Source organism: Peptostreptococcus sp., from assembly GCF_977045075.1.
In genome coordinates, this window is the sequence record NZ_CDRRTB010000004.1 from 34,576 (window position 1) to 46,470 (window position 11,895).

At 37.4% G+C, this 11,895-nt stretch carries 18 protein-coding genes; all 18 read left to right on the forward strand.

The features are described from left to right. Positions 1 to 9 precede the first annotated feature (9 nt). The 18 genes from ACW6OJ_RS01005 to ACW6OJ_RS01090 all read left to right on the forward strand — a co-directional run bounded on the left by ACW6OJ_RS01005 (position 10) and on the right by ACW6OJ_RS01090 (position 10,824). Complete coding sequence (locus ACW6OJ_RS01005; protein WP_456095521.1) at positions 10 to 447, forward strand: phage tail assembly chaperone; 438 nt, start codon at positions 10 to 12, stop codon at positions 445 to 447. A gap of 17 nt (positions 448 to 464) precedes the next feature. Further along, positions 465 to 647 carry a hypothetical protein gene (locus ACW6OJ_RS01010; protein WP_456095522.1) on the forward strand — a complete coding sequence of 61 codons (183 nt, stop codon included), beginning with the start codon at positions 465 to 467 and terminating at the stop codon, positions 645 to 647. A gap of 3 nt (positions 648 to 650) precedes the next feature. Beyond that, entirely contained in the window at positions 651 to 2,594 is a 1,944-nt protein-coding gene (locus ACW6OJ_RS01015; protein WP_456095523.1) for a tape measure protein, read from the forward strand. Then, complete coding sequence (locus tag ACW6OJ_RS01020; protein WP_456095524.1) at positions 2,595 to 3,275, forward strand: LysM peptidoglycan-binding domain-containing protein; 681 nt, start codon at positions 2,595 to 2,597, stop codon at positions 3,273 to 3,275. After that, a complete protein-coding gene (locus ACW6OJ_RS01025) occupies positions 3,275 to 5,212 on the forward strand; it encodes an XkdQ/YqbQ family protein (protein ID WP_456095525.1) in 1,938 nt (645 codons plus the stop codon). The genes ACW6OJ_RS01020 and ACW6OJ_RS01025 overlap by 1 nt, the downstream gene beginning before the upstream one ends. Next, complete coding sequence (locus ACW6OJ_RS01030) at positions 5,213 to 5,521, forward strand: hypothetical protein (protein ID WP_456095526.1); 309 nt, start codon at positions 5,213 to 5,215, stop codon at positions 5,519 to 5,521. It begins immediately after the preceding gene. Further along, the gene (locus tag ACW6OJ_RS01035) at positions 5,521 to 5,964 is read left to right on the forward strand and encodes a DUF2634 domain-containing protein (RefSeq protein ID WP_456095527.1); all 444 of its coding nucleotides are present in this window, start codon (positions 5,521 to 5,523) and stop codon (positions 5,962 to 5,964) included. Before ACW6OJ_RS01030 ends, ACW6OJ_RS01035 begins: the two co-directional genes overlap by 1 nt. Further along, entirely contained in the window at positions 5,957 to 7,018 is a 1,062-nt protein-coding gene (locus tag ACW6OJ_RS01040) for a baseplate J/gp47 family protein (protein ID WP_456095528.1), read from the forward strand. Before ACW6OJ_RS01035 ends, ACW6OJ_RS01040 begins: the two co-directional genes overlap by 8 nt. After that, positions 7,018 to 7,569 carry a putative phage tail protein gene (locus ACW6OJ_RS01045; RefSeq protein ID WP_456095529.1) on the forward strand — a complete coding sequence of 184 codons (552 nt, stop codon included), beginning with the start codon at positions 7,018 to 7,020 and terminating at the stop codon, positions 7,567 to 7,569. The genes ACW6OJ_RS01040 and ACW6OJ_RS01045 overlap by 1 nt, the downstream gene beginning before the upstream one ends. Further along, positions 7,569 to 8,021, forward strand: a complete 453-nt coding sequence (locus ACW6OJ_RS01050; protein ID WP_456095530.1) for a hypothetical protein — start codon at positions 7,569 to 7,571, stop codon at positions 8,019 to 8,021. The genes ACW6OJ_RS01045 and ACW6OJ_RS01050 overlap by 1 nt, the downstream gene beginning before the upstream one ends. Next, positions 8,008 to 8,505 (forward strand): hypothetical protein, encoded by a 498-nt coding sequence (locus tag ACW6OJ_RS01055; protein ID WP_456095531.1) that lies wholly within the window; start codon positions 8,008 to 8,010, stop codon positions 8,503 to 8,505. The genes ACW6OJ_RS01050 and ACW6OJ_RS01055 overlap by 14 nt, the downstream gene beginning before the upstream one ends. Positions 8,506 to 8,515: 10 nt before the next feature. Next, positions 8,516 to 8,971 carry a hypothetical protein gene (locus tag ACW6OJ_RS01060; RefSeq protein WP_456095532.1) on the forward strand — a complete coding sequence of 152 codons (456 nt, stop codon included), beginning with the start codon at positions 8,516 to 8,518 and terminating at the stop codon, positions 8,969 to 8,971. After that, the gene (locus tag ACW6OJ_RS01065; protein WP_456095533.1) at positions 8,972 to 9,085 is read left to right on the forward strand and encodes a CD1375 family protein; all 114 of its coding nucleotides are present in this window, start codon (positions 8,972 to 8,974) and stop codon (positions 9,083 to 9,085) included. A gap of 11 nt (positions 9,086 to 9,096) precedes the next feature. Then, complete coding sequence (locus tag ACW6OJ_RS01070; RefSeq protein ID WP_456095534.1) at positions 9,097 to 9,300, forward strand: CD1375 family protein; 204 nt, start codon at positions 9,097 to 9,099, stop codon at positions 9,298 to 9,300. A gap of 90 nt (positions 9,301 to 9,390) precedes the next feature. Next, positions 9,391 to 9,678, forward strand: a complete 288-nt coding sequence (locus ACW6OJ_RS01075; RefSeq protein WP_456095535.1) for a hypothetical protein — start codon at positions 9,391 to 9,393, stop codon at positions 9,676 to 9,678. Then, positions 9,671 to 9,922, forward strand: a complete 252-nt coding sequence (locus ACW6OJ_RS01080; protein ID WP_456095536.1) for a phage holin — start codon at positions 9,671 to 9,673, stop codon at positions 9,920 to 9,922. Before ACW6OJ_RS01075 ends, ACW6OJ_RS01080 begins: the two co-directional genes overlap by 8 nt. Positions 9,923 to 9,955: 33 nt before the next feature. Further along, a complete protein-coding gene (locus ACW6OJ_RS01085) occupies positions 9,956 to 10,096 on the forward strand; it encodes a hypothetical protein (RefSeq protein ID WP_456095537.1) in 141 nt (46 codons plus the stop codon). Then, positions 10,096 to 10,824 (forward strand): N-acetylmuramoyl-L-alanine amidase, encoded by a 729-nt coding sequence (locus ACW6OJ_RS01090; protein WP_456095538.1) that lies wholly within the window; start codon positions 10,096 to 10,098, stop codon positions 10,822 to 10,824. The genes ACW6OJ_RS01085 and ACW6OJ_RS01090 overlap by 1 nt, the downstream gene beginning before the upstream one ends. Positions 10,825 to 11,895: the final 1,071 nt, after the last annotated feature.

Below are 11,895 nucleotides of genomic sequence, written 5' to 3' on the forward strand. Positions count from 1 at the left end.
GAGATAGTTATGACTGAAAAGAATGTTAATTTAATTGATTTACTACTAAGCAAGGACAGAGATGACTTCCTTGTTAAGAAGGAAGAAATAGAAATAAGCAGCCTATCTACTATGTTTGGTCAGCCTTTCATAGTAGAGATGCGTAGGATGAGTCTGGAGCAGGAAGCAGAACTAGAAGACTATGGCTATAAGCTTAAGATGGCTGATAAGGGTAAACTACAGATGGCAGAGAATAACAGGAAGAGAAAGTTACTAACTCTTGTTTATTCGATATTCTACAAAGGGGAAGCCTTATTTAAGAATACAGAGCTGATAAGCAAGTTTAAAGTGGGTACTCCTACTGACCTAGTATTAGTGCTTCTTACTCCAGACGAGATAGACACACTATTCATGGCCTATGACAACCTAATCAATAATGTGCCAAAGGAAGATGAAATAAAAAACTAATAGAGGTGGATGATGAATTGCGTACTTTCTACTATTTCTGGAAGTACGCACATCTGACTCCATCCGAAGTTTACAGGAAGAAAAAAACAGATATTGGAGAATATCGAATGATGAAGGCCTTTTTATTTAAGGAAATAGAAGATAGGCTTGAAGATAAACAAAATCAAATTTGCCCTTTTATGATGGGAGAAAGGGGGTAAAAAATGGCAACTAATACAACCGAACTGAAAGCTAGATTTAAGGCCGAAGACTTGATGACAAAAGAACTTAAAAGAATGCAGGCAGAACTTAAGAAGTTTCAGAAAGAGACTAAGGAAGTGGCCAAAGCTCAGAAAGAATTTGATAAGAGCCTAAAAGGCAATAAGAAGTTAAAATTGGATGCAAAAGATGCTAATAAGCAGGTTGAAGGTGTATCCAAAAAGATGAAATCATTTGTTGAGGGATTGAAAAAATCTAACAAGATACCAGTTGAGGTAAAAGACCTAGCATCTAAGGGATTAAGTAGTATAAGTGGTCAGTTAGGTAAGTTAGGTCCTATGGCTAGAGTTCCATTTAAGCTACTGGGGCTACATCCAGCTATTGGAGCATTAGCCGCATTAACAATGGGTGTTGGGATACTTGCTAAGAAGGCAAAAGATGATGTCAAGGTATTCCTTCATGACATGACTGCCTGGGGCATACAAAAGATTCAGCAAGGTCTAGCAAGCCTTAAGGATAAAGTTATTAAGGTCACCGTAGAGGGCTATAACAACTATTCTGACTATAAGGCAAGAGTTAACTCTCTTGATAGGGGCGGATTGAGTATAGGCGATTATGACAACCTAGCCCAAGGGGTAGCAAGAAACTCTAGATCTGACTTATCAGATGTAAGAAATGGAATGACTAAGCTAATGCAGATGTCACCAGATGTATTTGGTGGTAAGCCGGGTGAAGCGGCTAAATTCTACCAGACTGCCATGCAATCATTTAGAAAAGGTGGATCATCTAATGAAGAGGCTAGTGCAGCAATGTATCAGCTTAATCAGGGGCTTGCAAGTGGAACGCTACAAGGTGATGAACTTAGGTCAGTCAGAGAAAATGCACCACTAATGGCCAAGATGATTGAAAAGGAAGTTGGTACAGGAATAAAAGAAGCTGGTAAGAAGGGGCTTCTTACTGCTGATCTAGTTAAGCGTGCAATTCTTAAACATTCAGATGAAGTTAATAAAGAGTTCCAAAATATTCCTATGAATTTCAAGGATGCATGGGTTATGGCTAATAATCTACTTGAAGCCAAGGTATATTCTCCAATGTACGAGAGAATGCAGAAGATATTTGATGATAAGGGGGTACAAAATTTCTTCTCAAGCATCTACTCGAAGGCAGAAGAGACTATCGGTGGGTTATGGAGATTAATGGATGTAACCAACTTTGGGGGCATTGATTTTAGCAAGCTACAAACTGCGGCCAAACCGATTACTGATATGTTAGATGAAGTATATAACCATATAATCACTAACTCACCTGAAGCCCAAGAGGCAATAAATGTATTGGGTCAAGTTGTTAATGGCGCATTTGAGGGTATGGGGGATGTATTTCAATTTTTCAAGCATGTAGCTGAAGATGTATTTAAATTTCTTAAAGAAAATCCTAATTTTGTAAGAGATGTGATTAAGCTGTTGGCGTCTGACTGGGAAAAGAATTGGGCCCTTATGCAGTTTAAATTAGAGTTTGCAAGCAAGGTAATAATCCCACTTCTCACAGAGGTAAATAAAACTATAAAATTTATCACAGACTCGATAAGAGCTGTTCAAAACGCTTGGACTGATATGTGTAACTGGTTTGAAAAGAAAATACCTAAGATACCAACGGTGGATTTTGGCGTTGGTGGTGACTCTTCTGGTGGAAGCGGTCCGGTAAATACTAGACCGACACAATACAGTCACGCATTTGGCCTACCTCGAGTACCTTATGACAATTACCCAGCTAATCTACATCAGGGCGAAAAAGTCTTGACTAAGAGAGAGGCCAATGACTATGAGAACAGAGGTAGTAACAATGGTATAGTAATAAACCTAAATGGAATTACTGTAAGAGAAGAAGCCGACATTGATTTAATGATAGGTAAGCTAGTTAAGAAGCTTAAATTAGCACAGGGGGTGGTGTAATTGGTAGAGATATACTTAAATGGAGATGGGGATAATCTAAGGCTGCCAGTTGTACCATCTGAATTTAACAAGATTGTTAATGCTGATATAAGTGCTGAAAGTATAGTTAAAAAGGGGAAGGTAAATATCTACAATGGGTATGAGCCTTCTGCCATGTCTATATCATGCTTTTTCCCTCATGAAGGGGCAAACTATCACTTTGCCGCAGGTAGTGGAGACCCATATAGTTATGTTAATAAGCTTGAAAAGTGGTGTAGAGAGGGTACAAGACTTAGGTATATAGTTACTGGTACTTCTATTAATGTGCCAGTAAGAATATCTCACTTTGAGTATAGCGAAAAAGACTCTAGTGGAGATGTATACTACACCCTAGACCTTAAGGAAGATGAGGACATAAATATCCCTACATGGCAACCTGGTCCAGTTAGTGGGAATCCTAAAAATCCTATTCCTAACAAGGTCTACTCAAGAAATAAGCCTACCATAGACTTAAGCAAACAGACTTCAGGAAGGGCCCACACAGTTAAGCATGGAGAGTACCTATACTTGATAGCACAAAAATACTATGGAGATGGTAGCAAGTACAAAAAGATAGTCAATAATCCAGAAAATCTTAAAAGATATCCTAACCTGAAGAAATCAAATGTTATCTACAGTGATTGGAAGTTGGTGATTCCTTAATGGCTACATATAAGATGGAAGATATGGACTTAATAGTCCACATAAGGGGCGGTGGAAGCTTCTACAGGCTTACAGATATAGTTACTAACATATCATGGAGCGGTAGCATTAAAAGTCCTTATAGAGAGCTAAACTTTGAATTTATTCAGGCAGTTAATGACGAAAAGGTAAAAAGTATTGGACTTAGTGCCAATTCCACTTGTTGCTTTTATGTAGGCGGCAAGGAAATATTCAGGGGCAATATCATTGAGGTTGAAAAAGCCAGCAGTAATAATGGTATAAGAGTTACTGCCTATGATATAGGATATGTGCTGCACAGAGATGAAGTAAGCTATAATTTTGTAAATAAATCAGCTTCTGAAATTGCCAAGACTGTGTTTGCTGGTAAGGATGGCCAGATGAATCTACCTGTAGGGAAAATTGCTAAGGGTGATAGCAAGATAACCAAAATGTTTATTGGCGTATCAAGATATGATGCCATCATGACGGCCTACACAGAGCATGCTAAGATTAGTAAGAAGAAATATATGATAGATGTTGATATAGATAAGTTTAATATCATTGAAAAGGGTGAGGTTAAGCTTAAGATACTATTTAATGAAAAGCAAAATGTAGAATATAGTTCTTACAAAGAGTCTGTAGCGAATGTAGTCAACAGGGTCTTGGTAGTGGATGAGCAGGGGAACAAGCTTCAGGTGAAGACCAACAAGGAATTCAGGAAGCTATATCACACCGTATCAAAAGTAATTGAACAGAAAAAAGACGGTAAGGCAGAAGATATAGATGCAGCCTTTCATGGACTGGATAGGACTTGTGACCTACACGGATACGGTGATATCACTTGTAAGAGTGGGTATAAGGTCCAGATTAAAGACTCTCACACAGGTCTAATAGGTGACTTTTACATTGACAAGGATAAACATTCCTGGATAGGTGGAAAATATTCCATAGACTTGGAACTTAACTTTGACAATATAATGGATGAGAAGTCAGCAGGAAAGGATGAATCAAAGGCATCCAGTAGTGAAGGAAAAGCCCTTGACTGGGGACATGGAATCACAGCTGACATGATAAATAAATTACTAAAAGGTCCACTTGCAGGTAAGGGGGATCTATTTATTAAGTATGGAAACATGTATAAAGTCAATCCTATGATGGTTGCCTTGGTGGCAAGAATGGAGTGTGGGGAAAAATTTGATTCTAATCTAGCAGTTAATCATTTTAACTTCTTTGGAATTAAAGACCCTGACAAAAATATCAAGAAATACAAGTCGTTTGGCAGTTATTCCTCAGTCGAAGAAGGAATCAGAAGAGGCTTCCACTTTATAGGAATATCTCATGTAAATAAGAAGGGTAGGAAGTTTGACCAGATAATTTCTACATGGGCGCCAGTAAGTGATGGCAATGATACGTCGGGATATATTAGACAAGTGAAATCATGGTATAAACAGCATACCGGTAAGGATTGGAGTGACTCAAACCTTGGTACTGGCGTAACTTCAGATGAAGAAGCTAATAGCAGGCTTGTGTCTGACGGCTATTCAGGAAGTGGCGGAAGTGGCGGAAATGATAGACAAAGAAAAATACTACAAGTAGCTGAAAGTATGGTTGGTAAGGGTAGATATACCTGGGGCGGTAAGAGTATCTACAATTCGGATTGTAGTGGCTTTGTGTACGCATGCCATAAAGCAGCAGGGATAACTATTGGTGGGTCTACATCAGCACAGTTACACAATGGGAAGAAGATACCATCACTGGCTCAGGCACTTCCTGGAGACTTAATAATAACACAGTCTTCAGCAAGTGGAAGTGGCCGACACGTGATGCTATATATAGGTAATGGAATGGTAATCCATAATGGTGGTCCAGAAGGTTCACCGATCACAAAAACAAGAGTTAGAAGGGGAAGTTGGACTGAAATCAGGAGGTGTTGGTAGGTGTCATACGAACATGAATTGTTAGGAATAATGAATGCGGAAGGTATGCGAAGCCACACACCTTCTATTCAGTTTGCTGAGGTGGTTAACAGTTACCCAAAAACAAGGCTAAAATATAATGACTTTGAGATCGAAACAGTGCAGATAAGATACACATCATGGGCTTATGCTTTAGCAAACGGCTTAAATACAAGTGTAAGTGACGGACATTCACACATGATAGACTTAGGTGGCATAAAAGCCGGTGATGTTGTGATTATTAATTGTGACGATTCTACTGTAACAATTCTAGATAAGGTGGTGAGGTAGTGACTGAGAAAAAAGACATATTCCCATTTATAGGCGTACCTGAAGATTATAATTACATACCAGAAAGCGAACTACCGCCACTAAAAGAGCTGGCATACGACTTTGACAGAGATGACTTCATAATTGATGAAGATACAAAAGAGTTCAAGGTGGTTGAAGGTGCAGAGGCGCTTAAGGTATGGATATATATGGCTATCAAAACAATTAGATTTAACCATGAGATATACTCTTGGGACTATGGTACAGAGTTAAACTCCCTGATAGGTCAGAAATTCAGCAGAGGACTAACTGAATCAGAGGCTTTTAGATTCATAAAAGAGGCTTTGCTTATAAATCCTTACATTAATGATGTTGAAAATAGGGGGATAACCTTCACTGGTGATGATTTACACATAAAGATTAAAGTAAAAAGCATATATGGGGGGATTGATATAGATGTTTGAAGATAAAACGCACTTAAATTTAAAAAATGAGATGCTAATAGGCACAGAGCTCCCCATTGCTAAAAATGAGGGGTCTATATTAGATAGCATGTTCAGTTCCATTGCACTGGCACATGCTAGTATTTATACAGTACTTGATAAGCTTCTTAATATAGCCTTTATAAAAGATAGTTATGGGGATAACTTAGATAAGAGAGTTCAGGAATTTGGGGTCTATAGAAAAGAGGGCAAGGAATCAGTGGGTCAAGCCATATTTACTGGTGAAGTGGGTCAAGAAATCCCTTCTGGGGCCGTTATAAGCGCCTTTGGGAATAGATATGAAGTGCTAGATAATCAAGATGGTAGGATTAATGATGAAAATGGAGTGACCTTATATATAAGGTCTATGAATGTTGGCGCAAGTGTAAATAGCGTATCCACAGTAGACTTCACACTAGTAAGCCCAGAAACTGATAAAATCACATCCATAAGAAGTGTAGGAGCGCTCGAGGGGGGTGTAGATCCTGAAACTGATGACGAGTTAAAGGAAAGATTCTTTTATCTGCAGGCCCACAAAGGGACATCAGGAAATGTAGATGACTACATCAACTGGGCTCTATCAGTAGATGGGGTTAAGAATGTCAAAGTCGTTCCGCTTTGGAATGGTAATGGAACTGTAAAAGTGATTGTCATGAGTAAGAATAATAGGAATGTAGCACCTGAAGTAGTAGAAGCTACAAAGAAATATATTGAAGTTAAAAGGCCTATAGGGGCTAGTGTAACAGTAACTACACCCACTATACTGGATATTAATATATCAGCTACTGTAGAGGTAGATGATAACTACACACTTGATCAAGTTAAGGAAGGCTTTATACAAGCCTTAGATGACTACCTAGTCAAGTCAGTGAAGGAAATCACCTACACTAAAGTAGCAGGGCTTCTGGTAAGCACTGATGGGGTCGTAGACTTCTCTAATTTAACAATAAATGGTGCTACAAGAAATATAAAACTAATAACTGACCAGGTGGGGGCAGTTGGCAGCATAACACTTACTAAAGGAGTGATAGATTAATGATTAATTTAATTGATCTATACCCTGACCATCTAATAAATAGAACTACTGAAGAAATATTCACAGCCTATGGATATCAGTTAGAAGAGCTTGAACTAAGTATAGATGCTTTAGTAAATGAATTCTATATAGAATCCGCCACATTTTCCCTACCTGTGTGGTGTAATTTTGCCGGCATAGACTATGATTCTGATCTACCTATAGATATCATTAGGAGTAATATATTAGCAGCTTTAAAGGCTAAGGAAACTACTACTGTAGAAGTGATTAAGAATATAGTTGAAAGCTATTCTAACGGCACCTGTGAGGTGATAGAACACTATGGAAGGTATCAATTTACAATAAAATTTGTAGGGATAATAGGTGTGCCTAAAAAGATAAGCGAGATAAGAAAAATTATAGATAAGCTAAAGCCGGCACACTTAAATTATGACTTTGAATTTAAGTATATCACCTGGGGTGATACTAAGAATCTGGGCAAGCCGGCTAGCTGGTATAAGTCCAAGAATTTCACTTGGAAAGATGTTAGAAATGGGGTGCATTTGACTTAATGGAAGGGTATAGAAAAACAGACAAAAACGGGTTAAATAAAATAACCAACGATAATATATACGACATAGACCCTATCATGGAGAACTTCACTTTACTTGATGACTCTATCGGTAAGGTCGACTCAGTAAATATGGAAGGGTATAACGAAGATTCAGAGGTTGGTAGTGAAAAATCACTAACTAACTACATCAAATATATATGGAAGAAACTAGGCTCAATAGAATTAACTGACTTAAAGGTAAAAGTCACAACATGGGCAAATAAGACCCTTGATAAAGTTCTTAAAGAACTAAAGGAGAAGGATACTGAAATAGTAAATACTATGAAAGAGTATAAGGCTAGTGTAGATGAATATAGCAGGAATTTAGGCATATATGTTGATAGGCATGAGACGGCCAATAACAGGCTTGAAAAGTTACTGAAGGGGGAAGATGCAGTTGACTACTTATAAAAGAGAGGTTGAAAGAACTGAACAACTAGGGATTGAGTACCAAACGGCCCTTAACAGTATCATTACCGAAATCAAAAAAGACGATAATTTATCTCCTACTAAGATACTTGATATAGTGGGTAGCATACAAGAAATTAAAAGAACTAGGAAGAGGTGGGCAGTTGGAACTGGGGATACAGCTAAACTTGACCACAGAGCGGTTATACACGACAAGAATAGGTATAATTGTGTAAGCATTCCGAATATAACATTTACACCGAGAATTATTGTAGCTATTGGAACATTGACTAACGGTGATGTAGTAGATAAAAATCTCGTTTTGATAAATATAAATTTTTCTTCACTAGATAATAAATTTGGGTGTTTTATTTTAGCTCAAGGACACAATATGAGAGAGTATTTCAGTACGCTTCCCACTTCTAGGATTTCTTCATTACCAAGTTGGGCTAAGTGGACAACAGAAAAATGGATAGCCATAGAGTAGGAGGTAATAAATGAAGCAGATAGGAACAAAAATATATTACTTAATTAGTAATGGAAATGTAATCCTTAATACAGGGGATATGATGGGGTGTGTAGTCGAAACGTCATTTGATGAAGATTACAATAACTATACAGACCTAAATAAGTATGCGAAAGACTCAATAGGCTGCATAAAGCTTGAGTATGGAGAACTGGGCAAACTACTTGAAGAACACAAGGCCAACTCTTTTAAGGTGGATGTATCTAGTCAACCTCATAAGCTTATGTTTGAGTGGATAGACTATGATACAGGGCAACCTGGAGAACCACCAAAGACCATGGAAGAGTTGATAAAAGAAGAGTCAGATAAGGTTAGGCTTGAGTATGCTACAGCAATAGCCGAAATAGTGGAAAATATTGAAAAAGATAAACTAGAGCTGTCTACAGCAATAGTTGAACTAATGGAAATGAAATCAGGGGGTAATTAAATGAGTGCATTAGCAAAGTTATATGTATATCTAATAAAGAATGGGAAGAGGACAATAGAAGACGTACCAGACTATCTTAAAAAGGAAGTAGAAAGGCTACTTAAAGAAGAATAGGAGTGATATGTATGAAGAATCTTATCAATAATATTAGGTTCTTTTTTTATTGCATAAATTTATCAATGAAAGGTGGTGAGATGGATATGGCAATGTGTTATGTAACATGCATCATAGCAGGTGTAAGAACTTTTAAGCAGGTTCCACAGTTCCTAAAGGCTAAGGTTAAGGCCCTATTGGTAGCTATGGATCTAGAAGAACTAGTAGTTGAATAATTACTATTGATGCTCTAGTTTTTATTTGCATAGGCCTGGGCATGCCTTAAAAAGGCCCAGTTTTAATAAGAATAAATTCAGAGGTGATATATGACGAATCAGGAATTTATATACAGCGCGGTAGTAGGAGTTCCTGTATTAATAGCATTTGTGAGTCCGATGCTTAAGCTGAACTCGAGTATAGTTAAACTTAATTCGACTATTGAGAGCCAAACAAAGGACATTGTTACGCATGGAGACTCACTTAAAGAACATACACAGGAGCTAGATTTATTAAAGACTAACATAGTAAGGCATGATATGAGGATATCTGTGCTTGAAAAAAGAAAATGTAAGTATGAGGAATTTAAGAAACATAAAGGAGACTGGCATGAGTAGAATTGAAAACAGTATAGAAAAGAAATCAAACAATATAGAAAGATATAAGAATCCATGGTTTTGGGTGGGTATTGGTGGTATAGTCCTTACATCCCTACAGGTAGAGGCAAGCTCACTGACTACTTGGGCAAGTGTTGGCGACCTGGTAATTAAGACAGCTTCCAATCCATTTCTTCTAGGCACAACAGCCATGGCCATACTAGGTGTATTTATTAATCCTACTAGCAAGGGACTAGGGGACTAGAAATATTATATGGTGAAAGGAAGGGTTAATGTTATGGAAGTTAATTGTGTGATAGAATTTGACGAAGACCTATACGCTAAGAATCTGACCGATAATAACTACCCTGATGCAAGCGAATACGGGGGCTTGGCATCAGAAGATTTTGAGGACTTAAAGAAAGAAGGCTTGATATAATGAATAAAATAAATTGTGGTGTGCCAATATATGATTTTCCAGTACCTGACTGGAATAAATCAAAAAAGCAGACTTTTTCAATGGAACCAGAGAAGATAGTCATACATAATACCTATAATTCAGCCAAGGCTAAGGCAGAAGCATCGTATATGGTAGGTAATTCAAACTGGACTAGCTTCCACACCGTAGTAGATGAGTCAGCTATATATGAGTGCATACCATTTAATAGAAATGCTTGGCACTGTGGGGCAACTTACGGCAATAGGCATTATATAGGCATTGAAATTGCCAGGAGCACCGGTAGTGCAGATGACTTTGCAAAGGCAGAGGATAACTGTGCTAGATATGTTGCTGCCATTTTAAAGGCTAAAGGCTGGGGAGTGGATAGAGTTATTACCCATAAAGCATGTAGCGGTAAATATTGTCCACACAAGACACTTGATCTAGGGTGGGATAGGTTTATCAATCTAATCAAGAAATACATGGGACAGACGCCGGTACAGGTTACTACAAATATATCTAGGGGTGGATACTCAGTATTAACTAAGACTCCAGGTGATGTGTTGAATGTTAGGATGGGACCAGGAGTTGGGTATAGAAAAGTATCGAGCTATAGAGATGGGTCTAAAATCTATGTTGAAGATGTTGTGAAAAATATCGAAGGAACGTGGTATAAGATACCTAATGTTGGCTATGTGTCAGCTAAGTACTGCGTGGGTATAAAGTAGCATTAAAACAGGGGGTAGCAGTTCGCTATCCCCTTATTTTTTTGTACATGTCCACCATTTGTCCACCATAGGGAAGTTTTATTATAATATGGTCAATTATCACTAAAATACCATATGATATTTTTACCCCAAAAAGCTTGAAACAGCAAAGTCTAAGAAACTATATCACGGTTAAATATGATATAATAAGAGGTAGATAGTCGACACAGTGTTCATGTGGAGAGCGTGGTTCTGTTGACTAAATCACACAAGTAAAAGTGTGAAAAAGGCAAGAAATAAGGGGATTTCCGAGATTTTTAGAATTGAGAATCAAACTGCGAAATACGCCTTAAAAAGTGAATAAAATCTTGGTATTTTTATAGTTGGATAGATAAGAGCATTGGGATTGGGTAGATTATACAGAAGTGTTTACTTGTGATTTATGGAAAAATAAACGTAGTAATGCGGAGCAAAAAGAAGATGGTCTAAAAAGAAAAGAAAACCGAATACAGTTCTAAAAAACATAATTAACACAATTTGTTAATGGAAATTAGGTACATTTTGTGGTCTATATTGCTTAATAGTATAGGGGAAAAGAGTGATATATGGTAGTACTAAAACAGTAGTGGAGGTATTATCTATATGCTTTATTTAAAAACATCGGTTAAAAATGGAGTAATCAGTCTTTGTCCTTTGAATCCAGATGAAATGTATTATAAATGCGAAGTGTGTGGGAATTTTTATGGCATTAATAATTTATCGGACTTTTCGTTTGATGAGAATGAATCATTCTACATTGGGAAGTCGATAGCCGGACAGAAGTTAAACCAGTCGGCACAGAATCCGATTACATATCCGAACCCACGGTAGAGAGATAAAATTCTGATTTAGTGAACAATAATAAATCACAATTTAATGGAATAGACAAATTTGAATTTAGGAGAAAATTTATGAGTCGAAAAAAAGCAATTTTTCTTTATTCATTAGGAACCTTAGGGCAAATATGGATGATATGTATTATAGTTTTTATATTGCGTAATTTGGGTATGGATGTAGACTATACAACGCCAATGGGAATGGTTGCTATTGGAA